This is a genomic window from Gemmobacter aquarius, assembly GCF_003060865.1.
GTDB lineage: Bacteria > Pseudomonadota > Alphaproteobacteria > Rhodobacterales > Rhodobacteraceae > Paragemmobacter > Paragemmobacter aquarius.
On record NZ_CP028918.1, the window covers coordinates 2,410,275 to 2,435,680 of the forward strand.

23 protein-coding genes and 1 pseudogene are annotated in these 25,406 nt (G+C 63.4%); 9 read left to right on the forward strand and 15 right to left on the reverse strand.

What is annotated here, in order from left to right; all coding sequences use genetic code 11:
* Positions 1–36: 36 nt before the first annotated feature.
* The 5 genes from purQ to HYN69_RS11640 form a co-directional block, all read right to left on the reverse strand.
* Positions 37–705, reverse strand: coding sequence for a phosphoribosylformylglycinamidine synthase subunit PurQ (gene purQ / locus HYN69_RS11620; RefSeq protein ID WP_108435880.1), 669 nt, complete (start codon positions 703–705; stop codon positions 37–39).
* Positions 706–875: 170 nt separating this feature from the next.
* Entirely contained in the window at positions 876–1,889 is a 1,014-nt protein-coding gene (locus HYN69_RS11625) for a GlxA family transcriptional regulator (RefSeq protein WP_230426393.1), read from the reverse strand.
* 92 nt (positions 1,890–1,981) lie between these two features.
* A complete protein-coding gene (locus HYN69_RS11630) occupies positions 1,982–2,791 on the reverse strand; it encodes a class II fructose-bisphosphate aldolase (RefSeq protein ID WP_108435882.1) in 810 nt (269 codons plus the stop codon).
* A complete protein-coding gene (locus HYN69_RS11635; RefSeq protein WP_108435883.1) occupies positions 2,788–3,627 on the reverse strand; it encodes a 5-deoxy-glucuronate isomerase in 840 nt (279 codons plus the stop codon). Before HYN69_RS11635 ends, HYN69_RS11630 begins: the two co-directional genes overlap by 4 nt.
* On the reverse strand, positions 3,608–4,606 hold the full coding sequence (locus HYN69_RS11640; RefSeq protein ID WP_230426394.1) for a PfkB family carbohydrate kinase: 999 nt from the start codon (positions 4,604–4,606) through the stop codon (positions 3,608–3,610). The genes HYN69_RS11635 and HYN69_RS11640 overlap by 20 nt, the downstream gene beginning before the upstream one ends.
* 54 nt (positions 4,607–4,660) lie before the next feature.
* On the opposite strand from HYN69_RS11640, the gene HYN69_RS11645 reads away from it, so the two are divergent.
* The 3 genes from HYN69_RS11645 to HYN69_RS11655 are packed head-to-tail and all read left to right on the forward strand — an operon-like array spanning position 4,661 to position 7,815.
* A complete protein-coding gene (locus HYN69_RS11645; protein ID WP_108435884.1) occupies positions 4,661–5,767 on the forward strand; it encodes a Gfo/Idh/MocA family protein in 1,107 nt (368 codons plus the stop codon).
* Positions 5,764–6,648, forward strand: coding sequence for a sugar phosphate isomerase/epimerase family protein (locus HYN69_RS11650; protein ID WP_108435885.1), 885 nt, complete (start codon positions 5,764–5,766; stop codon positions 6,646–6,648). The genes HYN69_RS11645 and HYN69_RS11650 overlap by 4 nt, the downstream gene beginning before the upstream one ends.
* A gap of 12 nt (positions 6,649–6,660) precedes the next feature.
* On the forward strand, positions 6,661–7,815 hold the full coding sequence (locus HYN69_RS11655; protein WP_108435886.1) for a Gfo/Idh/MocA family protein: 1,155 nt from the start codon (positions 6,661–6,663) through the stop codon (positions 7,813–7,815).
* On the opposite strand, the pseudogene HYN69_RS11660 reads toward HYN69_RS11655, so the two are convergent.
* A pseudogene (locus HYN69_RS11660) lies at positions 7,812–8,782 on the reverse strand (LacI family DNA-binding transcriptional regulator). The gene HYN69_RS11655 and the pseudogene HYN69_RS11660 overlap by 4 nt on opposite strands.
* A gap of 56 nt (positions 8,783–8,838) precedes the next feature.
* Here HYN69_RS11660 and HYN69_RS11665 point away from each other — a divergent pair.
* Both HYN69_RS11665 and HYN69_RS11670 read left to right on the forward strand, forming a co-directional pair.
* On the forward strand, positions 8,839–9,354 hold the full coding sequence (locus HYN69_RS11665) for a response regulator (RefSeq protein ID WP_159082441.1): 516 nt from the start codon (positions 8,839–8,841) through the stop codon (positions 9,352–9,354).
* Positions 9,355–9,425: 71 nt separating this feature from the next.
* Positions 9,426–9,668 (forward strand): hypothetical protein, encoded by a 243-nt coding sequence (locus tag HYN69_RS11670; protein WP_108435888.1) that lies wholly within the window; start codon positions 9,426–9,428, stop codon positions 9,666–9,668.
* Positions 9,669–9,704: 36 nt separating this feature from the next.
* Here the strand turns inward: HYN69_RS11670 and HYN69_RS11675 are convergent, their stop codons facing one another.
* Together HYN69_RS11675 and HYN69_RS11680 are read right to left on the reverse strand one after the other, a co-directional pair.
* Positions 9,705–9,935 carry a hypothetical protein gene (locus HYN69_RS11675; RefSeq protein WP_159082442.1) on the reverse strand — a complete coding sequence of 77 codons (231 nt, stop codon included), beginning with the start codon at positions 9,933–9,935 and terminating at the stop codon, positions 9,705–9,707.
* A gap of 315 nt (positions 9,936–10,250) precedes the next feature.
* Positions 10,251–11,606, reverse strand: a complete 1,356-nt coding sequence (locus HYN69_RS11680) for an IS1380-like element IS1247 family transposase (RefSeq protein WP_078527637.1) — start codon at positions 11,604–11,606, stop codon at positions 10,251–10,253.
* 433 nt (positions 11,607–12,039) lie between these two features.
* Here HYN69_RS11680 and HYN69_RS11685 point away from each other — a divergent pair, with 433 nt between their 5' ends.
* From HYN69_RS11685 to HYN69_RS21205, 4 genes are all read left to right on the forward strand, one after another.
* On the forward strand, positions 12,040–15,699 hold the full coding sequence (locus HYN69_RS11685; RefSeq protein ID WP_159082443.1) for a response regulator: 3,660 nt from the start codon (positions 12,040–12,042) through the stop codon (positions 15,697–15,699).
* 393 nt (positions 15,700–16,092) lie between these two features.
* Entirely contained in the window at positions 16,093–16,449 is a 357-nt protein-coding gene (locus tag HYN69_RS21800) for a PQQ-dependent sugar dehydrogenase (protein WP_108435891.1), read from the forward strand.
* Positions 16,365–16,889 (forward strand): PQQ-dependent sugar dehydrogenase, encoded by a 525-nt coding sequence (locus tag HYN69_RS21805; RefSeq protein ID WP_159082444.1) that lies wholly within the window; start codon positions 16,365–16,367, stop codon positions 16,887–16,889. Before HYN69_RS21800 ends, HYN69_RS21805 begins: the two co-directional genes overlap by 85 nt.
* Positions 16,784–17,044: a cytochrome c gene (locus HYN69_RS21205; protein ID WP_230426395.1), complete on the forward strand. Its 261-nt coding sequence runs from the start codon at positions 16,784–16,786 to the stop codon at positions 17,042–17,044. The genes HYN69_RS21805 and HYN69_RS21205 overlap by 106 nt, the downstream gene beginning before the upstream one ends.
* Positions 17,045–17,075: 31 nt before the next feature.
* Here HYN69_RS21205 and HYN69_RS11705 read toward each other — a convergent pair whose 3' ends face one another.
* From HYN69_RS11705 to HYN69_RS11735, 7 genes are all read right to left on the reverse strand, one after another.
* On the reverse strand, positions 17,076–17,837 hold the full coding sequence (locus tag HYN69_RS11705) for an SDR family NAD(P)-dependent oxidoreductase (RefSeq protein ID WP_108435893.1): 762 nt from the start codon (positions 17,835–17,837) through the stop codon (positions 17,076–17,078).
* Positions 17,798–18,670, reverse strand: a complete 873-nt coding sequence (locus tag HYN69_RS11710) for a sulfite exporter TauE/SafE family protein (RefSeq protein WP_108437179.1) — start codon at positions 18,668–18,670, stop codon at positions 17,798–17,800. Before HYN69_RS11710 ends, HYN69_RS11705 begins: the two co-directional genes overlap by 40 nt.
* Positions 18,671–18,829: 159 nt before the next feature.
* Positions 18,830–19,462, reverse strand: coding sequence for a response regulator transcription factor (locus tag HYN69_RS11715; RefSeq protein WP_108435894.1), 633 nt, complete (start codon positions 19,460–19,462; stop codon positions 18,830–18,832).
* A gap of 258 nt (positions 19,463–19,720) precedes the next feature.
* Positions 19,721–20,593 carry a dimethyl sulfoxide reductase anchor subunit family protein gene (locus HYN69_RS11720; RefSeq protein WP_108435895.1) on the reverse strand — a complete coding sequence of 291 codons (873 nt, stop codon included), beginning with the start codon at positions 20,591–20,593 and terminating at the stop codon, positions 19,721–19,723.
* Positions 20,590–21,330, reverse strand: coding sequence for a 4Fe-4S dicluster domain-containing protein (locus HYN69_RS11725; RefSeq protein WP_108435896.1), 741 nt, complete (start codon positions 21,328–21,330; stop codon positions 20,590–20,592). Before HYN69_RS11725 ends, HYN69_RS11720 begins: the two co-directional genes overlap by 4 nt.
* Positions 21,331–21,472: 142 nt before the next feature.
* Positions 21,473–24,250, reverse strand: coding sequence for a molybdopterin oxidoreductase family protein (locus HYN69_RS11730; protein ID WP_108435897.1), 2,778 nt, complete (start codon positions 24,248–24,250; stop codon positions 21,473–21,475).
* A complete protein-coding gene (locus tag HYN69_RS11735) occupies positions 24,250–25,392 on the reverse strand; it encodes an acetate/propionate family kinase (protein WP_108435898.1) in 1,143 nt (380 codons plus the stop codon). Before HYN69_RS11735 ends, HYN69_RS11730 begins: the two co-directional genes overlap by 1 nt.
* Between the last annotated feature and the right edge of the window lie 14 nt (positions 25,393–25,406).

A 25,406-nucleotide genomic window follows, 5' to 3' on the forward strand; every position in this document is an offset into this window, starting at 1 on the left:
CCCCGCCCGCTTCAAGCCGCCCCGCCGTAACCGGCCTCAGGCAAGCGCCATACCGCCCAGAAGCGAAGCGAACAGCGCAGCCCCGTCCGTTCCGCCATGCATCCGGTCCACCACCCGCTCGGGATGCGGCATCATCCCCAGAACGCGCCGGTTTTCCGAAAGGATCCCCGCAATATCGGCCATCGACCCGTTCGGGTTCGACGCATAGGTGAACGCGACCCGGTCCTGATCGTGCAAAGCCCGCAGCCCCTCGGCATCGATGGTAAAATTCCCGTCATGATGCGCCACCGGCACCTGAATGGCCGCCCCCTTGCCGTAACCGGCAGTAAAGGCGCTGTCCGCCGTCGCCACGTTCAGGGTCAGCATCTTGCAGATGAACTTCAGCCCCGCGTTCCGCATCAAGGCACCGGGCAGCAGCCCCATCTCGGTCAGCACCTGAAAGCCGTTGCACACCCCCAGCACATAACCGCCGCGCCCCGCATGGGCCTTGACCGCCGCCCCGATGGGCGATTGCGCCGCAATCGCCCCGCAGCGCAGATAGTCACCGAACGAAAACCCGCCCGGCACGCCCACGACATCCACCCCCGCAGGCAGGGCGGTGTCCTTGTGCCAGACCCGCACCACCTCGAACCCCGCCCGCTCGAAGCCAAGCGCAAGATCACGGTCGCAATTCGACCCCGGAAAGGTGACGACGGCGGCTTTCATGGGCGCTCCTGCATGACAAGGAATTTCCCGCCCCCTTACCCCAACTCGCCCGCCGCTTCCAGCCTCAAACAGGCAAGCGCGATCCCCGCTTGCAACAAGGCTCCGGGGGGGGCCGCGCCCAAAGGCGCGGCAAGGGGGGGCCATTACGGCCCCCCCACCCCCCCCGGTTCTCACGCCCCCGCCTTGCGCCGCGTCACCACCGGCGCGTGTCCGTAGCGCAGCCGGAACGCCTTGGAAAACGTGTTCACCGTCTGGAACCCGCAGGCATAGGCCACCGCCGAAACGCTCATATCCGTCTCCGACAACAGCCCCCGCGCCCGCTCCAGTCGCAACCCGTTCAGGTATTGCTTCGGGCTCACCCCAACGTGCTTTTCGAACAACCGCTCCACCTGCCGCCGCGAAACCCCCAACTCGGCAGATAGCGCAACCAGATCGACCTCGCCCGTCACATTCGCCTCGAAGGCCTCGATCACCGCCACCAGCACCGGATTCCTGATCCCGATGGTCGACGATACACTCATCCGCTGCCGCAGATGCGCGGGCCGTTGCTGGCCATGCAGACACATCCGCAAGACGGCATCGCCCAGCTTTCCGCCAAAACTCCGCGCGATGATCTCGATGAACAGATCGGTCGCCGCAGCCCCGCCGGCACAGGTGAAAATCCGGTCGTCGATGCAATAAAGCTGCTCGACCGGCTTCAGCTTGGGATACGTCTCCACGAACGGCGGCAGGTTCTCCCAGTGCAGCGTGAACTGCCGCCCTTCAAGTATCCCCGCCCGCGCCAGCGCATAGGCCCCCGTGCACAGGCCCCCGACCACCGCCCCCTTGCGCCATTCCGCCCGCAGAAAATCGGCCACCCGCTTTGACGCGCTTTTCTCCGGCTCCACCCCCGCGCAAACGAACACCATCGACCGCGCCTTCGGCTCGCCAAGCGCGCGGTCCACATTCACCTCCAACCCGTTGGAACAGCGCACAGGCAGCCCGCTTTCCGACATCACCTCCCATTCGAACAGCGCCTGCCCCGAAAGCTGGTTCGCGATCCGCAAGGGTTCGATGGCCGATGAAAAGGCGATCAGGCTGAAATCGGGCAGCAGCACGAAAGCAAGCCGCAAGGGTTCCGCAACCCGCGCGACAGGCACATGCGCTACGCCCTTCGGGACGAAATTGCCTGCAACCTTCTCCACCGGACCCCCGCGAACAGATGAACCGATCTTAACGCTTCTTCGCGTTTCATATGCATCGGTCGTGCATCGGTTGTGCATCGCACGATCTTTGGTCACAACCCCCGAATAACCGCCCGCGCCGCCTCGGCCAGCGGGGTCACCGTCTCGGAAAGAATCTCGATACGATCATATCGCCCCGCATCCCGCGCCACCGCCTCGCGCAAGGCAGACCCCCAGACCTGCCGCAGCTCGGTCCCGATGTTGAACTTCCGCACCACCGTCTCGGCCACGATCCGCGCCCGCATGGCAGGCGCGATTCCCGACCCGCCATGCAGCACCAAAGGCAGGCCCGGCACCGCCTTCCCGATGGCCTGCAAGGCGGGAATGTCGATTGCCGCCACCCGATCCGTCATCAGATGCACATTCCCGACCGATACCGCCAGCGCGTCGATCCCCGTCGCCGCCATCGCCACCGCCTCGGCCGGATCGGTCACCACCGACCGCTTGCCCCCCGCATAGCCCACAACCCCCAACTCCGCCTCGACCGATACGCCCGCCGCATGGGCCATCTCGACAACCCGTTGCGTAATATCAATATTTTCGGCCAAGGGCAGCGCCGACCCGTCATACATCACCGATGAAAACCCCGCCTCGACCGCTTGACGGCAAACCTCGAACCCCTCGCCATGGTCCAGATGGCACACGACCGGAACACTCGCCCCCTCGGCCAGAACCCGAAACATGGCGCCAAGCACCCGGAGCGGCGTATAGGCCCGCGCCCCCGGCCCCGCCTGCAAGATCACCGGCCGCCCTTCGGCCTCGGCGGCCAAGACATAGGCCCGCGCATCCTCCCAGCCCAGCACGACCAGACCCGCCACAGCGCGCGGCCCGTCCAGCACATCCGCAAGCGTCGCAACCGTCATTTGAACTTCGCGATCATATCCTTGATCCCCGGAATCGTCTCGATCTGGTCGGCATGCGACGGCTGGAAATACTGCACCAGTGGCCGCTGCGTCAGCCCGCCCAGAATGGTGAAATAATACATCTCATACCCCGGCAACACCGCGCAAGGGTGGTATCCCTTGTCCACGCAAACCGTTGATCCGTCTACGATATGATAGGCATCGCCCGGTTTTCCCTCCTCGCGCTGCATCATCTGCAACCCCGATCCGTGGGGTGGATTGAAGCGGAAGTTGTAAACCTCGTCATGTCGCGTCTCGACCGGCAGGCGTTCGGTGTCATGCTTGTGCGAAGGAAAGCCCGACCAGCCCCCCGCGCCCACCGTGTAAAGCTCCGACACCAGCAACCGCCCGACTCGCCCGTGGTATTTCTGCCCCAAGATGTGCTTGATCTTGCGATGCGTCTTGGTCTCGTCCGACCCGTATTGCACGGGGTCGATATCCGCTTCGCGCACCGCAAAGGGCGCAAAGACCTCGTCGCACTTCGCACCGGCGATGAAACATTCGGTTTCGGCGTCAGCGACGATTCGCGCCACTGCGCCCACCGGCACGTAAACCCCCTCGGGTTCCGCGTCCCAGACATTCGCCCGCCGCTTGCCGATGCCGGAAAATACCTCTTCCCCCACCGTCACGCTGACCGTTCCGGTTGCCGCAACGATGCAGGTCTCATAGCCCGGAACGTCCGAGACAAAGGCCTCACCTGCTCTCAATCTGACAATGTTAAAGTAGCAAAGCGGCACCAAAGGGTGATCCACCCCCACGATCGGCATATTCCCGTTGTCACGGGGCGCGATGTGCATCTTCCAACTCCTTGATAAAATTCAATAAACTGCCCAACATCGGCATCGCCGGTGCACACCCGACACCCGAGACCACCAAAGCCGCCACCGCCGACCCTTGCCGCACCGCGACCTCGACCCCCTCGCCCCGCGCCAGCGCCGCCAGCATTCCGGCCATGAACCCGTCCCCGGAACCCAATGGTTTCAACGCCTTGACCGCGAATATTCCACAGCGGAACGAGGCCCCTCCGCAAAAAGTTTCCGACCCCGCAGCCCCCATCTTGTAGACCGCCCAAGGCAACCCCGCCGCAAAATCCCGGCCCCGCTCGACCTCTCCCGCAAGCAACCCGAACTCCTCGTCATTGCCCACCGTCAGATCACACAAAGCCACCGCCTCGCCGCAAACTGCGCGTGCCTCAGCCTCGCTTTGCCAGCTGTAGGCGCGCCAATCCACGTCCAGCACACATACCGTTCCCGCCATTCGCGCCCGCTCCAAGGCGGCGAACACCGCGTCGCGCGACGGGCTGGCGGCAAGCGCGGTTCCCGTCACGATCAAAGCGCCAACCCCTTGGAAATCAACCGCTTCCGCCTCTGCAACCGACAGCGCGAAGTCGGCCGCATGGTTGCGGTAAAGCACCCCCTGCAGGCCTTCGACCCGGCTTTCGGTGACGGCAAGCGACGTTCGCCGCCCGTCCCGCACCACCGAAACGTGCTTCGCGCCAATCCCGTAATCGGCAAGCTGCGCCATCACGAAGCGCCCGATGGCATCGTCTGACACAGCGCCCAGCAGATCTACCCCGGCCCCCAGACGGGCCAGCCCTGCCGCGATATTCCCCGCCGAACCGCCCAAGGCCGCCACGAACCGCTCTGCCCGCTCGACCGCCTCACCCGGCGGGTCGGCATAGAGGTCCATCCCGGCCCGCCCCAGAACGACAAACCGGTTCCGCTTCAGCCGCTTGGCAATTCGCTCGTCCAGCATCGCTACCCCGTTGCCTTCCATGGCGCGGAGGATTAACCAGATTGCAACCGGTTGCAATCATTCTCGGGGCACCCCATGCGCAGCATCGGAATCGGCATTATCGGCGGTGGCTACATGGGCAAGGCCCATTCGGTCGCCATGGCCTCGGTCGGAGCGGTTTTCAACACCGCGCTCCGCCCGCGTCTCGAAATGATCGCGGCGACCACGCCGGAAAGCGCCGAGCGGTACCGCGCCGCCTACGGCTTCGCCCGCGCCACCGCGGAATGGCGAGAACTGGTTAACGACACGTTAATCGAGGCCATCGTGATCGCCTCGCCGCAGGAATTGCACCGGGAAATCGCGCTTGCCGCCTTTGCCGCAGGCAAGCCGGTGCTCTGCGAAAAGCCCCTCGGAGCCAGCCTTTCAGACGCCATCGCCATGACCGAAGCCGCTGAAAAAGCACGTCTTCCCAACATGGTAGGCTTCAACTACATCCGCACCCCCGCCAGCCAATACGCCCGCCATCTGATCTCCAGCGGTGCCATCGGACAGGTCGTCTGGTTCCGCGGCGAACATACCGAAGACTTCGACGCCGATGCCACCAAACCCGCCGCATGGCGCAACCAAGGCATGGCCAACGGCACCATGGGCGACCTCGCCCCTCACATGATCAACGCGGCCCTCGCCCTGATCGGCCCGATCGCGACCCTCGTTTCCGACATCGACACCGTCCATAAAACGCGGCCATCGGTCGACGGCCCCGTGACCGTCACCAACGACGATCAGGCGCAATTCCTGTGCCGTTTTGCCAATGGCGCGATGGGGCACCTGTCGTTCAGCCGTATCGCGACAGGCCGCAAGATGGGCTATGCCTATGAAATCACGGGAACAACCGGCGCGATACGCTTCGACCAGGAAGACCAGAACGCGCTCTGGCTCTACAAATCCGAAGGCCCCGCGGCCGAACGGGGTTTTCGCAAGATCCTGACCGGACCTGACCACCCCGATTACCTGCCCTTCTGCCAAGGCCCCGGCCATGGCACCGGCTACCAGGACCAGATCATCATCGAGGCCCGCGATTTCCTGACCGCCATCGAAACCGGCAAACCCGTCTGGCCGACATTCCGCGACGGTCTCGCCGTGATGCAGGTGATCGATGCCGCCCACCGTTCACATGCTTCAAAACAATGGGTAACCCTATGATCCAGATCGGAAACGCCCCCTGCTCATGGGGTGTCGAATTCGCCGACGACCCGCGCAATCCCTCGTGGCAGCAAGTCCTCTCGGATTGCGCCGCCGCGGGCTACAAGGGCATCGAACTCGGCCCCATCGGCTTCATGCCCGAAGACCCCGCCACCCTTGCCGACGGGCTTGCCCGACACGACCTTACCCTGATCGGCGGCGTCGTCTTCCGCCCTTTCCACGACCCCGCCAAATGGCCCGAGGTGCAAGACGCCGCCCGCCGCACCTGCGCCTCGCTCACCGCGCACGGGGCCAAACACCTCGTGCTGATCGATAGCATCGCCCCCGCCCGCGCCCCGACCGCAGGGCGCGCCGCCGAGGCCGTGCAGATGGACAAGGCCGAACGGACCGCCTTTGCCGACCGCTTCCGCGAGATCGCCAAGATGGGCACCGACCACGGGCTGACCGTCGGCATCCATGCCCATGCCGCGGGCTTCATGGATTTCGAACCCGAACTCGAACGCCTGCTTGACGAGATTGACGAAGCCTTGCTGAAAATCTGCTTCGACACCGGCCACCATTCCTATGCCGGTTTCGACCCCGTGGCCTTCATGCGCCGCCACATCGGGCGCATTTCCTACATGCACTTCAAAGACATAGACCCAGCGGTCAAAGCCAGCGCCATCGCAAACCGCACCGGCTTTTACGACGCCTGCGGTCAGGGCATCTTTTGCAACCTGGGCCAGGGCGACGTCGATTTCCCCGCCGTGCGCCAAACCCTGCTTGACGCAGGGTATCAGGGATGGTGCACCGTCGAACAAGATTGCGATCCCGCTGGCACCACATCGCCCGTCGATGACGCCCGCGCAAACCGCGAATACCTCGCCTCCATCGGCTTCTGAAAGGACAAGAACATGCGCCTCAACTGGGGAATGATCGGCGGGGGTGAGGGCAGCCAGATCGGCCCGGCCCACCGCATCGCAGCCGGAATGGACGGGCTTTTTACCTTTGCCGCAGGTGCGCTTGACGCCGATCCCGCGCGCGGGAAAGACTTCGCCCAACGCCTCGGCGTCAGCGCCGACCGCGCCTATGGCAATTGGCAGGACATGCTCGAGGGCGAAAGAAACCGCCCCGACCGCATCGAACTCGTCACCGTCGCAACCCCGAACGCCACACACTACCCCATCGCCAAGGCGTTCCTGCAGGCCGGTTTCCACGTCCTCGTCGAAAAGCCGATGACCGTCACGGTCGAAGACGCCGAAGACCTCGTCCGCACCGCCAAAGCGGCCAACCGTATCTGCGCGGTGAACTACGGCTACACCGGCTATGCCCTTGTGCGGCATATGAAAGCCATGGTCGCACGTGGCGATATCGGCAAGGTCCGCCTTGTCGTAGCAGAATTCGCCCACGGCCACCACGCCGACGCCGCCGATGCCGACAACCCGCGTGTGCGCTGGCGTTATGACCCGGCGCAAGCCGGCGTTTCCGCGCAATTCGCCGATTGCGGGATCCACGCCCTGCACATGGCCAGCTTCGTCATCGGACAAGAAGCCGACAAACTCCAGGCAGACTTCGCATCCTGCCTGCCGGTCCGCACGCTGGAAGACGACGCCATGGTCAACTTGCGTTTCTCGGGCGGCACCGTGGGGCGGCTTTGGACCTCGTCGGTCGCCATCGGTCGCCAGCACGGGCTGACGCTTCAGGTCTTTGGCGAAACCGGCGGCCTCCGCTGGGCGCAGGAACAACCCAACCAGCTCCACTACATGCCGCTCGGCAAACGCCTGCAGATCATCGAACGCGGCGAAGGCAATCTCTCACCCGAAGCCGACCGCGCCTCCCGCGTCACTGTGGGCCACGCCGAAGGGATGCCCGAAGCTTTTGCCAACATCTACCGTGACTTGGCCGACACCATCACCGCGCAGAACGCAGGCAAGACCCCCGATCCGGCCGCCAACCTGTTCCCGAAAGCCGAAGACGGCCTGCGCTCCATTGCAGCAATCCACGCCGCCGTCACATCGGCAGCGGCGGGCGGCGCATGGACCGACGCCCGCCCCCCGATGTTCCGCTAAGGGCGCAGCGTGCCGCGCTCGACCAGAGCGCAGGGATAAACCCGCACCTCCGGCGCCTTGTCGGGGGTGCGCAACACCTGACCAAGCATCTCCAAAGCTCCGGCCACGATCTCGGCAAAAGGCTGGCGGATCGTGGTCAGCCCAAAGCAATCCCACCCCGCCATTGTCATGTCGTTCAACCCGATCAAGCCCACATCATCAGGCACCCGCAGCCCCGCCCCTGCACCGCAGTCAGCGCACCGATCGACAGCACATCGTCACCGCAGAAATAGGCGTCCGCCAGATCGCCCAACTCGGCCCGCATCGCATCGCGCCCGGCCTCGAAGCTGTAGGCGGCGGCAAAGCGATGTCGCACATCGCCCGCCACGTCACGAAACCCGGCAAAACGGTCCACCGTAGTCGTCGCCCCCTCGGGTCCGCCCAGAAATCCCAACCGCCGATAGCCCCGCGCCAAAAGCGTGCTGGCGGCAAGCCGCCCTGCCGCCACGTTGTCTATGGCGGCAACGTCCACTCCCGACTCTCCCGCCACACGCCCGAAGGCCAGCACCGTTGGCAAACCCGCCTCGCGGAACGCACGGGAGAATGCGGTCGGCAGGGTCGACGACGCTACGATCACCCCATCTACCGAATACTGCCGCAGCAACCCGACCGACCGCGCCGGATCGACCTCATCCGTCAGGTTCACCAAAAGGGGCCGCATCCCCCGTTCTTGCAGCCCGCGCGTGAACAGATCGAAGATTTCAAGGAATGCCGGGTTGCGAAAGTTGTTCGAAACCAGCCCGATCAACCCTGTCGTCCGCGTCGTCAGGCTGCGCGCCAAAAGGTTCGGCCGGTAGCCCAACGCCTCGGCCGCCAGCATTACCTTTGCCCGCGTCGCAGGAGCAACCGACGCGCCTTCGGTAAAGGCCCGAGACACCGCCGAGCGCGACACGCCCGCTTGTTCGGCCACGTCTTTCAGCGATACCATAACCCTGTCCTTGCAACCGCTTGCAAATTCATGCAGCGGGTTTACTGTTATTTCCAGTGCTTGATGATTCAGCCCTTGTTTCGCAAGGAAATTTTATTCCCGCACGAAGCGAAACGCAGGGAACCGATGCCCACGGTCAGCGTTTTCCTGACATCCTCAGCCCAAAGGAGCGCATCTTGCCGCCTGCCCGCATACTGATCGTCGAAGATGAATTCCTGATCGCTCTGACGACCGAAGCCGAGCTTGTCGATGCAGGATTCATCGTCGTAGGCAAGGCAGCAAATTACGAAAAAGCCTTGGAGATCGCGCGCACTACCCGTCCGGATCTGGCGCTGATGGATGTCCGTCTCGGGGCGGGGCGCGACGGGATCGAGGCTGCCATAGCCCTCAGGGCGGAACTGGATTTACCGGCCATAATCGCAACTGGAAGCATGGATGATGAAAACCGCCGCCGGGCAATACCTGCGGCCCCTCTCGCCTGGCTGCCCAAACCTTATACCGGCGAAGAACTGGTGGTCACAGTGACCCAAGCTTTGGACGCGCTTCACCCCGTCGTCCTCGATCCTTTGTGACCGGGGCCAACTAAGCAGGCAGGAACCTCTCTGCTGCGCCAGCGTTGCCCCTTACCCAAAAGGAGGCCGCTATGGAAATGATCGTTGCACTTATCGTGTTCGGAGCGCTGCTGGCGATTGCGCTTTTCGGACTCGCCATCTCGAACCGTCAGGCACGGCTGAACAACGCTTCGCGCAATGCAGGCGGAAACACGGTTCATCCACACGACCAGCGACTGGCACACGACCAGCGACTGGCCCACGACCAGCGACTGGCGCACGACCAGCGGCCGGGTCAAGTGGCCCCCGCAGCGCGCATCCGCGAAACCCTCTGAAGCCAGATATCGATCACGATCATACGGCACCGCGCCTCAGGCGCGGTCGACCGTAACCTTACCCGTCGCGAAATCCACAAGGACCCCGAGACGCGACAACTCCTCGTTCATTGCCAGCGTCGCAGCACGCGCGGCCAACAGGCGGGCATGTCCGCAAAGCACGCTCTGCTCGAAATAATGTCCGATATCGCGCGAACGGTCCCGCTCGCGTGCGTCAGGCTTTTCACCCGTCGTCACCGTGAAAAGATCGCGCGATTCAAACGACATGCCGTCTCCGGAAGCAAACAGCGGCCCCTGCCGCACGCGATGCCATGCGCCCAACCCTGTGTGGGGTCAACAATATCCGCTCCCCACCTTTGGACCTGCATTCCCCAAGTGGCGTGTCGTTTGAGGTGAAGATCGCCTGTATCCGAGCGCTAGACAAGGATTTTCTGCCGCAAGCGGCACCTGCGGTCGCGCAGACTGCTGGATCTGGACGGATCAGACCGCGAAGCCGCTGTTTCCTTGCCCAGGGGCGGCGTTTTTCAGCGCAGCGGACAGATCTGTCCAGCCGCTTTCGTTCAGTTTGAGCGTGGATCGCGATCATGCGCATAGCGGTGGCGCTCGCAATCGGCGGATAGCGGCGAGGATGGCGCGTACCATCGTGCCGGTGACAGCGACCTCGGCCAGCTGGAAGGTGATGGTGCGGGCGTGACGGACCACACGTGCCCCGATCTTGATCAGCTTCAGTTGCAGGCTGGTCAACGACCAGTCGGCCATGGCCTCGGGCAGCTCGATGCAGTGCAAGAAGGTGGCCAGGTTGTACGCCAGGGCGTGCAGTTGCAGCCGCACCTCATTGTCGCGGAACTTCCGGCACGACAGCCGCGTCCAGCGAAAGGCGTATTTGCCCTCTTTGATGTGCTGCTCGGCGGTGCCGCGCTGGTTGTAGAACCGCACCACCCAGTCCGGCTCCATCGGCAGGTTGGTGACGATGAAGCCGACACGCGGGAACAGTTCGCCCGGATGCCATTCGATCTTGGCGATCACCCGGCGTTCCTTGTCCCAGGACGCCGCCTGATACTCGAATTCCTCGAAGAACCGCTTGACCTTGGTCAGTGACGGCCGCCCGACAGGGCGCGTTAGCCGATGCGCGATCTTGTCCTTGAGGACCGCGTTTGCGGGCAGCCGGATGGCGTAGAAGAACCGCGCTTCTTCCAATCGCTCATAGATCGCCGGGATCGCGTAGGCAGCATCGGCCCGGAAGAACCTGCCACCAAGGTCGCGCTCCGCGTAGCGCGCAATGACGGGGTCGAGAACATCACGCCAGCCATCGGCGCTGTGGACGTTGCCATGGCGCAGGGCGCAGCGTTCCAGCATCCCGAACTGGTTGAACAGAAAGTTGGGGTGATAGCAGCTACAGTCGAAATGGCCATTCCAGGCGGACCCTTCCTGGTCGCCATGGGTCGGGCTGACCGAGCTGTCCATGTCCAGAACGATGTACTTCAGCCCGTTACGGTCATGGAACCGGTCGATCCATTGCCCGTTCAGGTCGGCCAGCGCGGCACGGTTCCCGGCCAGAGCCAGCGTCTCGGTCTCGAACCGTCCCATCTGCGATGCCGAGGCCGCTTGTGCATCGACCGCTCTGCCGCCGACAACTTGGCGCATGACCGGATCGCAGGCGAGACGGTTGGCGTCGTTGACATCCTCGTATCCGGCCAGCCGCCCAAAGACTGATTGCCGGAACAGGCCGTCGAGCCGATGGACCGTGTTCTTGCCAGAGCGAGTATCGCGCAGCGCCGCTGACGCCAAATCGGACAACCCGAGCGCGTCATCAAGCTCGCGCATCACCAGAAGGCCGCCGTCGGAACTGAGCTGCGTGCCGCGAAATTCCAGCCGCACGCGAGGGTCGAAATCCACCCGATCTGCCCGTTGCAAGCCCGCACCCTCTGGGTGATCCATGAAACGCGCCCCTCGCAGCCTTCAACACCATGTTTTATATAGGAAATATAATGGTCAGGACAGCGAAATCAGCGCCTTACTTGGGAAATGTGGGTTGGAGGCGATACGGACTTAAGGATATATAACTACAGACGAAAGACGAATGACTTATCGTCAAACGTGCCGCGCGGGCCGTTGCTCGCCCTATGGTATAGTTGTATGTGGCTTTAATGATATCGACTTAATAAAGATAAATGACTTGATCTAAAACAAAGATGATTGCTGCACATCGGATTAACCGGACTACGGCACCATCGGTAAAGATCGCGCCATTGCCATTATACCCTTTGTTAGAACCCCTGTTTTGAATTGGCGGGCGCGCGTGGAAGCAAATTTCCCCATGTTTTGTCGGGCTTTCAGCCTCGCAATGGCGTTTTGCTTCGGTCCGGTGCCGATGGCATGCGCCCAGAATACACTCACCGATGCCGATCCCGCACGCGCAGGCGTAACAGTCGTCCTGCCCGACGATTTCCCACCCTATGTGTCGGTCGATAGTGCAGGCGAACCAGAAGGCGAACGCATCGACATGTGGGCGCTCTGGTCCCGCACCACAGGCATTCCCGTAACGATCATCCAGCGTCCATGGCCGGACGTGCTGGCTACGGTGGCTCGCAAGGAAGCGGATGTCGCCGACGCGATCGGTATCACGCCCGAGCGGCTTATAGGCCTCGACTTCGGCCCGTCCCACGGGCACGCCGATGTGGCAATCTTCACCGCCAAGGACCTGCCCGCCGTCAATGATATTGCGTCTGCACGCGGCCAGACGGTAGGTGTCCTTGAAAACAGCCAATGCCTGGACCGCTTGCAAAGTGCCGACGTGGAAACCCGCAGTTTCGGATCGTCGCACGATCTGATCTATGCCGCCGTCATCGGAGAGCTGCCGGTCTTTTGCTTCCAGACAGCGCCCGCCGCCTATCTGCTCGCCCAGGCCGGGATCGAGGATACCTACCGCGCCTCGGCCCCGATCTTCACCACGACGCTGCACTGGACCGTGCGTAAGGGTGAAAAGATACTCTTTGACCGCATCAGCGATGGTTTTCGCCTGATCGCGCCGTCCCAAACTGCCGCAATCGCAGCCCGGTGGTCCGGTCAGGCGGCGCCCGTTCTCGGCTCGTTCCGGTCCGGAGCGGTCCTTCGCCTGCTCGCCATCCTTGTTGTTTTTCTGGCCTTCGCCCTGTCACTTGCGGCCGTCCTTCGCAGCCGTCTGGCCAAAGCCCTGCACGCCAGAAGCCAGATCGAAGAAAAGCTTCGCCAACGCATCCGCGAGCAATCCTGCCTCTACGAGGTCTTTCTTGCGACCGACAACATGCAACGGGCGACCGAAGAAATCCTGCGCGATGTGGCCGAAGCCCTTCACAAAGGCTGGCCCGGAGCAGAGTCGCCATTGGTCCGCGCAGAACTCATGGGCCATATCCACGACGAGATCGGATCACGCGACGCATCCGCTGCCCTGACGACACCGATCATGATGGAAGGCAAGGAACGCGGCCGGATCACACTGCTTCTAGCGTCCGGCTCATCCGACGATGGTAGCGGACGGATGCTCCTCGGCCTTGCCGCATCACGCATCGCGGGCCGGACCTTGGGTGCTACCGCTCTCGTCATGCTCAAGAAAAGCGAAGAACGTTTCCGCCGCACCTTCCAGCATTCCGCGCAGGCTACGGCCATCATACAAGAGGGCAGGTTCGTCAACGCCAACCGCGCAGCGCTCGATCTGCTGGGCTACCGGGGCGACGAAACCTTTCTCGGCCTGACCCCCGGTGAAATCTCGCCGCGGTTTCAACCTGACGGCGAGGTCTCCGCGCAAAAGGCGCCCCGCATGACCGACGACCTGATGCGAGGCGGTGCGTCGCGTTTCGAATGGGAACACCTCAAGCGCAACGGCGAATCCGTGCTGGTCGAGGTTTTGCTGACGGCGGTGGCGGAAGACGGACGGACCGACATTTTCGTGCTGTGGAACGACATCACGGTAAAGCGTCAGGCCGAGGCGGCGCTTGCCGCCTACCAGCAGACCCTCGAAGCGCAGGTTGCCAAGCGCACGCAGGAATTGACCAACCTTTACGACGAATTGCAGGCCATCTTTGCCACGGCAAAGGCAGGTATCGCCCTCGTCCGCGATGGCTGCATCGTGACGTGCAACCCCTCGCTGGCCTCGCTTTTGCTCTGGCCGCACAACGAACTGATCGGTCGCACCACGCGCGCCTTTTTCTACAATGACGCCGCATCCGAAGACAGCCGCATCGCAGCCTACAAGGCGATGGACAACGGGGAAGTCTACGAAGCCACGACCGAGCTCGTCCGCCTCGACGGATCGAAGGTCTGGGTGCGGATACGCGCCACCGCGGTCGAGCCGCAGAATCCGGCCAAAGGCACCGTCTGGGTATTGGAAGACATCTCGAACGAATACGCCGCCCGTTGCCAGCTTGCCGAAGCCCGCGATCTGGCGGTGCAGGCCGCTCGGTTGAAGTCCGAATTCCTCGCCCATATGAGCCACGAATTGCGCTCGCCCATCAACGCGGTGCTTGGATTTACCGAGCTTCTGTCTGGCACCGACCTGGCCGAACACCAACGCAACTTCGTGCAAAAGGTCCAGGCCTCGGGTCGGCATCTTCTGTTGATCCTGAATGACGTTCTCGACCTGTCCAAGGTCGAAGCAGGCAAGCTGCGGATCGAACACTGCCAATTCGCCCTGCCTTCGGTCTTGCGAAACGCGGTCGACACGGTCTCGAAAGGTGTTGCCGACAAGAACATTGAACTGCTGGTCGAAATGGATCCGGCCGTTCCCCGCACGCTGATCGGCGACCCGCTGCGTATCAGCCAGATCCTGATGAACTACTTGTCCAATGCGCTGAAATTCACCCCCGCAGGTACGATCCGGCTTGCCATCACACCCGAACCGGCGATCGCGGGCGATCAACCCGATACCTGCCGCCTGCGGTTCTCGGTTGCGGACAGCGGGGTAGGCATGACGCAAGAACAGGTCGCGCGCATGTTCCAGAGCTTCTCGCAAGCCGAGGATTCCACCGCAAGGCTTTACGGTGGCACCGGCCTTGGCCTGTCGATCTCGCGCCAACTTGCCACGCTGATGGGCGGCGAAGTGGGCGTCAGCAGCGTCGAAGGCAATGGCAGCACGTTCTGGGCCGTCCTGCCCCTGCGTTCGGTCGCATCCGTTCCCGCCGAACCCGAACCTGACAGGCGGCTTGCAGGCCGCCGGATTCTTCTGATCGACGATCACCCCGGCGCGCTCGGGCAGACCGCCGCAGCCCTCGGAGAAAGCGGTGCGAATGTCATTTGCGCCGCCTCTGGCAGCGAAGCCCTTGCCGCTGTCGCGCAAGCGGATGCCGATTTGCCCGACGCCGTGGTCGTCGATCTGAAGATGCCCGGAATGAACGGTATCGCCGCGATCCGCAATTTGCGCGAGAAACTGGGCGAGGCCATGCCACCGGCCATCCTGATGACGAAACAGGGCGGTCAGGAAACCGTCCAACTGACGCTGGCCGAAGGGATCGAGGATCTTGTGATAAAGCCCGTAGATTTCGACGCGCTGGTGGACAAGCTTTCCGTGATGCTCAAAACCGGCGCGGCGCGCCTGTCGGGTCGACACCTCGACACCCGCGTGTCGATCCGGCGGGCCAGACCCGGCAGCGGGCCGAAGCAGAGCCTTGGCAAACGCGCCCTCGTCGTCGACGACAATCCGATAAACCGCGATCTGACCGCCGCCATGCTGGGTAAGCACGGGCTGTCGGTCGAGACCGCCGAAAACGGAGCAGACGGCTTGGAACGCTTGCTTGACCAACATTTCGATGTCGTATTCATGGACAATCAGATGCCGGTCATGGGCGGGCTGGAAGCTACGCGCCGCATCCGCGCCCTTCCCACCGAAAAAGGCCAGATCCCGATCATCGGCTTGACCGGGCGCGCTACGGCGGAAGACCATCAAGAAGGCATCGACGCCGGCATGAACGATTACCTCGTGAAACCCGTCACGCCCGAAGCCCTGCACGAGGTGCTCGCGCGCTGGCTCTTGCTCGGGGTGCCTGACCCGACCGAATGATATGGCGGCCTCTGTTTAGCCGCGTTTGCGCTCTTTCCCTTCGCTGGGCTTCGTTTCGGACGATCGGAAACAAAGCCGTTTTGCTCCATAGCAACTTCCCGCGACTCCCTCCCCTTCGGCATGCAACTCCGCCCAACCCCGCCAGTTGGATCCGGAACACAGCCCGTCCGGAGGAGCCATGGCAATCCTTTCCCGCCCAATCCTTTCGTGCAGCGCGGCACGCGCCGCAAACCGCGCCATACCCGCCCCCGACTTACCCTTCGCCCTGCTTGCCGCCCTGCCCGTTGCACTGTGGCTCGCCCTACCTGCCCACGCGCAGGACACGCCCGAAAGCGTGCGCGAAGGCGAGGCAACCTTTGACATGCGCGTCGTCGCAAAGGGGCTCGAGGGCCCTTGGGAAGTGACATACGGCCCGACGATAAGCTTTGGGTCACCGAACGCACCGGCAAGCGCATCGTACAGATCGACCTTGTGACAGGTGAAAAGACCGTGCTTGCGACCATCGGCGAAGTCGAAGCGCCCGGGGGTCAAGACGGGTTGCTTGGCCTCGCGTTGGACCCCGAAATGCTCAAGGGCACCGGCAAGGATTACGTCTACGCCGCCTATACCTACACAGATACCAACCGCCCGCCCGACGAGACTGTGCAAGACATGGCCACCGCAACATGCAAGGCATCGCCTTCGGCCCCGACGGCACACTCTATGCGTCCGAACAAGGGCCGAAGACCGATGACGAAATCAATATCCTGAAAGCAGGCGGCAATTACGGCTGGCCGAATGTGGCAGGCTTTGCAGACGACATGGCCTATGTCTATGCCCGTTGGGCCGACAGTAAGAACCCCTCCTGCACTGACCTGTCTTTCTCGGATATCGAAATCCCCCCCAGCGTGCCCTTTGACCGCGAAACCGACTGGAAGGGCGCAAAGTCGATGACCCCGCCGCTTGTCACCATGTTCACCGTGCCGAACGAGTGGAATTTCCAGGACCCGGCCTGCGGCGGCATGGATTTCCCTTCACCGACGAACAGGTCAACGACGGCAAACGCAGCTACAACAGCGCCTGTTCGACCTGCCACGGCAATACCTTGGCCAACGGCACGATGGGTCCGCATCTCGCGGGGCAGGTTTTCGATGCAAAATGGAAGGACAAAACGGTTGCTGACCTGTTCACCTACAGCCGCGACCACATGACCCCGTCCCGCCCCCATTCCTTGCCAGACGAAACCTATGCCGCAATCACCGCCTATATCCTGCGGATGAACGGCAACGAACCGGGCGACCAGCCGCTCCTGACCGACCCGGATGCTTTGGCGAACCAGCAGATCCTCGTTCCGAGCGCCGATTGAACGATTGCGGCGGGATCACATACCCGCCGCATCAATCCTCGTAAGGCCAAGGCGCGCGGCTGAACACACCGCCATCGACCCACAAGGTCTGCCCCGTCACGAAATCTGCCGCAGGCGAACAGAAGAACAGCACCGGCCCCGCAATATCGGCCGGCGTGCCCACACGGCGCAGCGGTGTCACCTTGCTCCAGGTTCCGGCATAGTCCCCCGCCTCGGCCGCCGTCCGCTCGGTCGCCACAGCCCCCGGCGCCACGCAGTTGACCCGGATGCCATGCGGCCCCAGTTCGCTTGCCGCGACCTTGGTGAATTGCTCGATGCCACCCTTGGACGTGGTGTAGTCCACCAGTTTCGGAAAGGCCAACTTGTTGCACCCCGACCCGAGGTTCACCACCGCCCCCTTCACCCCGCCTGCGATCATCAGCCTTGCCGCAGCTTGCGTGTTCAGGAACGTGCCGCGCAAGTTCGTACGCATCACCGCGTCCCACTGATCCGCCCGCAGATCCAGAAGCGAGGCCCATGTCTGGATGCCGGCATTGTTCACCAGAACCGACGGCGCTTCGCCCGCCCAGTCCGCAGCCCTTGCATGGAACTCCGGCACAGCTGTCTCGCAGCCTGCATCCACCTCGGCCGCCCAGGCGCGCCGACCCAGTGCCTCGACCTGACGGCAGACCGTTTCCGCCGCCTCTGCGCTTGCCAGATGGGTCAACGCCACATCGTAACCGGCACCGGCCAGCGCCGTCACCAGATGCCGCCCTATGGCCGAAGTCCCGGCCGTAACCACCGCCAAAGCCATCCCTTATCCCCCAGAATGTCCCAGATGAACCGCCCCGCCGTCAGCAGCAGGAAAATTCCGAACCCGGTCTCCAGCTTGCGGCGCGACCAGCTATGCGCCAGCCGCACGCCCAGACGCGTCGTGAGCAATGTCGTCGGCACGGTCAGGGCAAAGGTCAAAAGGCTCACATAGCCCAGCGCATCGGCGGGCAGCCCAGGCTTGCCCCAGCCCGCATAGACATAGCCCAGCGCGCCGGGCAGCGCGATCAGCACGCCAACCCCCGCCGCCGTCGAAATCGCCCGCCGGATGTCATAGCCGTGCAGCGTCAGCAACAGGTTGGTGATCGCCCCGCCACCGATCCCCATCAGCGCCGAGGCCAGACCGATCACCGCACCATAGCCGCGCATCACGCCTTTGCCGGGCAAGCCGTCGCGCAACCTCCAACCAGCACCGCCGAGCAGCAGTTTCGCCGCATTGATCAAAGCCACCGCGACAAAGACGAGCTGGAAGACGATCTTGTCGGCGTGCCGCGCAATCTCGGCGCCCGCGAGCACCCCCAGTATCACCGGCACCGCCCATAGCCGCAGCAATGCCATATCCACCGTGCCACGCTTGAAATGACCCCGCGCCGAATTCAGCGATGTCGGAATGATAACCGCAAGCGAGGTCCCCACCGCCATGGGCATCCGCAGGTCGTCCATGTATCCGAGCAGACCGAACAATTCGTAAAACACCGGAACCGATATCGCCCCGCCACCGATCCCGAACAGCCCCGCCAGCAGACCAATCGCGGCACCTGCGACGATCAACGTTCCGACCATCGGCAAAAAAGCCATCAGATCAGCGTAGCTCATCGCAAAGATGATATCCTGATGCATCGCTTTTCCCGGACGAAACGGGGCCTGCGCGCCCGCCAGACCGTCTTAGGCCCCGGACGACCCAAGGACAACCGCCCCAAAAGCAAAACGCGTCCCCTTGCGGGAACGCGCCAACTGCCCGTCTGAAATCCTATGTCAGACCATGCCGGACGACAGTGCGATGATAGCCGCCTGGGTCCGGTTATTCGCTTTCAGCTTGGTGCAAACCGAACGCACGTACATCTTGACCGTGACCTCGGTCAGTTGCAGATCATGCGCGATATCCTTGTTGGTCGCCCCTTCGCAGATGCCGCGCAGCACCTGCAACTCACGCTGCGAAAGCTGCACTTCGGCCTGTGCATCGGCTTGCTTGCTGCGGCCCATGTTCGACTGAAAATAGATTTCGCCAGCGGCAACGAAGCGCACGGCAGTCGCCAGCGACTTTGGCGACAACGTCTTTGGAATGAACCCTGCCGCACCCATCTCGATCGCCCGCAGCGCCACATCCTGACGTGCCTGCCCCGAGAACAGCACGACCCGGCCGCCTGCGTTCGCGGAAATGGCCTTTTCCAACCCCTGCAAGCCGCCCATACCCGGCATGTCGAGGTCAAGCAGCACCACGTCGAACGCTCCATGCTCTTCGATCTTGGCCAAGGCCCGATCCAGCGTTTCCGCGCGCTCGGTCGAAAAGTCGCCATCCGCCCGAAGATACAATTCGAGGGACTCGGCCAGAAGCGTGTGATCATCGGCGACCAAAATCGAAATCGTCGGTGTGGTGTTGTCTTTCATGCGGCAGTCCCCTTACGGCATCGGTATCTTACTGGCGGTCGACGCCATGCTTCCGACTGCCGTTTACCGCCGACCGCACCGTCTGGTCTATGCCGCCATCAGGCATAAAACCCCACCCCCTCGCATCCGCCTACCACCTTATGATACGAAACATTATCATTTTGGGGTAGAATTCATTCCATCACCGCGCGCCCGCAACGCCCGCTTCAGGCCGCGTTGACAACGGGTAAATCCAGCCTCGGGAGCGAATGTCACGCCTCAGCGTTGGCCATAATACAGGCCCACCACATGCTCGGCTTGTGCAAAGAAAAGCCAGCGCACGACGAACATGCCACAAAGATGGAACGCTGCTGCAACCGGCACCGCCAGCATGACCGGCAGGAAGATCAGCGCCAATACCGGCACCAGCCCGACGGCAACCAACGAGATCTGGCGCAGCCGCGTCCCATGTTTGCGGCCCACCACATGGATCATCTCGCGCATCAGATAATTGCTGCCCGTATGGGGTTGCTCGAACACCGCGACACGCCCGATCGGCCCTAGCCCCGTCGCGCTTTCCATCGTGCTGCCTGCTTGGGTAAACCGCCGGTCCCCGATGCGCCAGCCCACGACCAGCAGCACCGAAAGCAGCGCCGAAGCCAGCGCCGGAAGCAGGCCCGCCCCGGCAAGCACCAGCCCACCCGTCAGTGCCGCCCACAGGAACTGCAGCGGCACGATCCGGTGGTTCCAGCGCGGCACCGCCTTGATCTGTGCATATATCATCGACGTGCAGCCAACGGTCACGAAACACATCACCCCGCCCGCCACGCCAAAGCCCCGGCCCCAGCCGAACCCCAGCCAATCGGCCAGCGCCTGCGGTGCCAGAAGCAAAAGCGTGGCAACCGAAGCCCAGGCCTCGCGGCTCAGCCAGCTTGTGCGCCATTGGCTAAAGGCCAAAAGGGCGCGCTGCGGGTTGCCCAGATGCAGGGTCGAGGCCAGCAACCCGCCCACCGCCAGCGCATAGCCCAACCCCCATGCAAGGAAAGCCGTCACGCCATCGACCGGCGCAATCCCGAAGCCGAGCATCGCAAGATAGCCGAACCCCATCCCCGAAATGACAGTGAACACGATGACCGATGGTGCAGGATTCATCCGATCTTCCCCAGCACACGGTCAAGCCATCCGGCAAACCCCGTCGCCTTGATGTCCAGCAGCGGGGCCAGCAGGCTCGCATCCTGCGGGGCATCCTTCTTGCGCGGCGGCAGGTAGCGGTTCACCGGCTTGGTTCCCATTTCCGGCATCAGCGCATAGCCGCCGCGCTCGGCGGTCAGGCGGCTGACCTTGCTGTCTGGGTCGGCGAAGTCACCGAAATGCCGCGCACCGGTCGGACAGGTCCGCACGCAGGCGGGCTCACGGTCCTCCTCGGGCAGGGTCTCGTTGTAGATGCGGTCCACGCAGAGCGTGCATTTCTTCATCACCCCCGCCGCCGCATCCATCTCGCGCGCGCCGTAAGGGCAGGCCCATGAACACAACCCGCAGCCGATGCAGGCGTCCTCGTTCACCAGAACGATCCCGTCTTCCACGCGCTTGTAACTGGCCCCTGTCGGGCAGACGGTGACGCAAGGCGCATCCTCGCAATGCAGGCAGGACCGCGGAAAATTGATGGTCTGCGCCGGTCCCGCCTCGGGCTGTACCGAATAGCTGTGAACACGGTTCAGAAAGGTGCCGGACGGATCGGCGCCGTAAGGGTTCTGATCCGACAGTGGCGCACCATAGCCCTGATCGTTCCAGCCCTTGCAGGCAGTCACGCAGGCATGACACCCCACGCAGGTATCAAGATCGACGACAAGGCCGAGCTTTTTTTCGGTATGACTTGGCAAAGCCGTCATTCTACGCCCCCGTTTTCTGACGCAGAAAACGCGCCGGAATTTGACGCAAATTCCGGATTGCCCCGACGTCGCACCCCGAATTCTGCGTCAGAATTCGTCGCGATTTCTGCGTCAGAAATCGCTTTTTTCCCGTGATGCGCTGTCATGCCCGTTCCCCCCCTTGCGGCACGACCCTCGGCACAGCCGCAAATTCCGGCTCCGAATGATCCCTCGGCCCCACGCGCTCGACCCTTACCCGCAGATCGAACCACGCCGCCTGCCCCGTCACCGGATCGCTGTTGCTCCAGCGGTGCCCGTCACCCTTTTCCGGCAGCAGTTCCGAAATCAGATGGTTCAGCAAAAACCCTTCAGTCGCCTCGGGTCCGCCTTCGTCCAAAGCCCACGCGCCTTTGCGCTTGCCGATCGCATTCCACGTCCAGACAGTGTTTTCATTCAACGCCGCCATATGCGCGACCGGCACCACGATCTCGCCGTTGGGCGATGTCACGCGCGCGTAATCCCCTTCGGCAAAGCCCTCGCCCTGCCAGATCTTCGTTGGCACATAGAGGTAATTCTTCCCGTGAATCTGGCGCAGCCACGCGTTCTGGCTGCCCCAGGAATGATACATCGCCATCGGCCGCTGCGTCAGCGCATGCACCGGATAGCCCGCCGCCGCCTCGTCGCCAAACGGCGGATACCAAACCGGCAACGGGTCCATAGCCAGTTTCAACTGTTCACGCAGATGGTCGGGCGGCTGGATGAAGCCTTGCCCTTCGGCGGCAAGCTGGAACTTCCGCATCGGCTCGGACCAGATCGAAAACAGGTAAGGCTGCGGCGATTCGTAAAACGAGGTTTGCACCGCCCAATCCTGATAGGCCGCGTTCCAAGGTTTGTAATACTGCGCCCCCTCCGGCACATGCGCCTGATAGAAGCCGCCATTGTCGATATAACGCTGCATCTGGTCGGGGTTCGGATCACCCCGCCCTTCCGCCTTGCCGTCGCCGCGAAACCCGATCAGCGGCCCCACTCCGGGCCTGCGCTGGTGGTTCACGATGTAATCGGCGTAATCCCTGAACTTCGCCGTCCCGTCGGGGTTCGTCATCCCGGGCAGACCCAGCCGCACCCCCAGATCGAGCAAGACCGACTGGAACGGCCGCACATCGCGGTCCACGTCAGCCACCGGCCAGCGGATGGCATCGCCCGCAGCATCGGGTTCCGAAATCGGGCGATCCAGCAACGAAATGCAGTCATGCCGCTCAAGATAGGTCGTATCGGGCAAGATCAGATCGGCATAGGCCACCATCTCGGACGCATAGGCATCGCTATAGATGATCCGCGGAATCACATATTCCCCGTCCGCGCCCTTGTCTGTCAGCATCTCCATGACACGGCCCGAATTCATCGACGAATTCCACGACATGTTCGCCATGTAAAGAAACAGCGTGTCGACCTTGTAGGGGTCGCCCGCATGGGCGTTGGGGATCACCATATGCATCAGCCCATGCGCCGAAAACGGGTTCTCCCACGTGAACGCCTTGTCGATCCGCCAAGGTGTTCCGTCCTCTTTCAGCGCCAGATTCTCTGGCCCGCGCACATAGCCCAAGTGCGGCCCGCTCAGCGGCTTGCCCGCAGCCGCCACGAAATGCGGCGTCGGATGCGCCTCGACGGGCTTGGGGTATGGCGGCTTCAGCCGGTATCCCCCCGGCACCTCGACCGTGCCGAGGATGATCTGCAACAGATGCAGCGCACGCGCCGTCTGGAACCCGTTGGAATGCGCCGAAATCCCGCGCATCGCATGAAAGGACACCGGCCGCCCCGTCATGGTCGCATGCTTGTCGCCGCGAAAATCCGTCCACTCCACCGGCAGATCGAACGCCTCGTCGAACGCCACCCGCGCCAGTTCCGCCGCCAGCGCCCTTATCCGCGCCGCCGGAATGCCGACCCGCCCCGCCACCGCCTCGGGCGCGTATTCCTCGGCCAGATACCGCTCGGCCATATGCTGGAACACCGTCCGGTGCCCCTGCCAGACCGCGCCGAGATCAGGCTGCACCCCCGCCCCGTCCCATGGCGCAGGCATCCCCGTGCGCTTGTCGATCACGAAGGGCTGGCTTTCGGCGTTCTTGAGGATCAGCCCCTTCTCGGCCCCCTCCGCCTCGTTCACCAGCAAAGGCGCATTGGTCCAGCGCGCCAGATAATCCAGATCGATCTTCCCCGCCGCCAACAGGCAGTGGATCAGCGACAGGATCAGCAACCCGTCCGTCCCCGGCGTGATCCCCAGCCAGTCGTCGGCGACCGCATTATACCCGGTGCGGATCGGGTTGACCCCAATCACCCGCGCGCCCCGCGCCTTCAGCTTGCCCAAACCGATCTTGATCGGGTTGCTGTCATGATCCTCGGCCACGCCGAACATCACGAACAACTTCGTATGCGCCCAATCCGGCTGCCCGAACTCCCAGAACGCGCCACCGATCGTGTAAATCCCCGCCGCCGCCATGTTCACCGAACAGAACCCGCCATGCGCCGCATAGTTGGGCGTTCCGAACTGCTGCGCCCACCAGCCCGTGAAACTCTGGCTCTGATCACGCCCCGTGAAAAACGCCAGCTTCTCGGGTGCCTCCTCGCGCAACGGCTTCATCCATGAAACCGCCAGCGCCAACGCCTCGTCCCAGCTGATCTCCTCGAACGCCCCCGACCCCCGCGGCCCGACCCGCCGCAGCGGAGCGCGCAACCGGCTCGGCGCCGTCACCTGCATGATCCCCGACGCCCCCTTGGCGCAGAGAACCCCCTTGTTCACCGGATGGTCGCGGTTCCCCTCGATATAGGTGACCTTGCCGCTGTTCATATGCACGTTGATCCCGCAGCGACAGGCGCACATGTAGCAGGTGGTCTTGCGAACCTCGTCCGAGACGGGCCGTTGCGTGTCGACCTTCGGTTGTCCCATCACACGCCCTCCCCGGCAGTCTCGGTGGCCATGACGCCCATAGCCTCGCGCGCAATCTGGCGCTCTTCGCAGGCCTGCACTGTCCAGATAGCGACACGGGAACCCGCCCCCGTCAACTCTGCTCTGCCCGCATCATTCGCGGCCTTGTCATAGCCGACACCCGCCCAAGCAAGCCCGTCCAATATCCCCGCCCGCACCGCAACATCGTTCTCGCCGATCCCGCCTGTGAACGCGATCCCGTCAAGCCCCCCCATCGCCGCGATCATGCTTCCCGCATGGCGCACCGCCCAATAGATGAAATGCTCTCGCGCAAACCGCGCCCGCGCCGTGCCCATGCGGCTCAGCTCGCGCATGTCCGACGCGCCACCCAAACCCAGCAACCCGCTCTCGCGGTTCAAGATCGCCCCAGCCCGCGCCACCCCGTGCACTTCGGCCAGACGCAACACCGCATTCCCGTCGATGCTCCCCGTCCGCGTTCCCATCGTAAGCCCGTCAAGCGGCGAATACCCCATCGTCGTCGCCACCGATGCCCCGCCCCGAATGGCACAAAGCGAGGCCCCGTTGCCCAGATGCAGCGCCAAAAGCCGCTCGGGCAACCGCTCCCCCAGCGACCGCACCAAGCCCGCATAGCTGATCCCGTGGAACCCGTAACGCCGCAGCCCCAATTCCTCGGCCTCGGGCGGCAGCGCATATCGCACTGCGACCTCGGGGATCGTCGCGTGAAACGCCGTGTCGAAACTCGCAAACTGCGGCAGTTCCGGCACCAGCCGCCCCAGCGCCCGCATCGCGGTCAGGTTCGCCGGATTGTGCAGAGGTGCCAGCGGCACAACCGCCTCGATCCCCGCCAGAACCCGTGGCGTCACGCGGCACGGCACCACAAGCCCCGCCCCGCCATGCACCACGCGATGCGCGGCAGCAGCCAATCGGTCCAGCCCCCAGCCCCGCTCGGCCAGCGCCTCAAGGCACAGCGCCAAAGCCGCCGCATGGTCAGGCACTGGCCGCGCCCCGCGCAAGTCACCGACCTCGACCCGCGATGCCCCGCCAATCTCGGTCACGCGCCCCGATGCCACCTCGGTCAACGCCTCGTCGAACACCGCGATCTTGATCGACGAAGACCCCGCATTGACCACAAGCACCGCCATTCAAAGCACCGCCT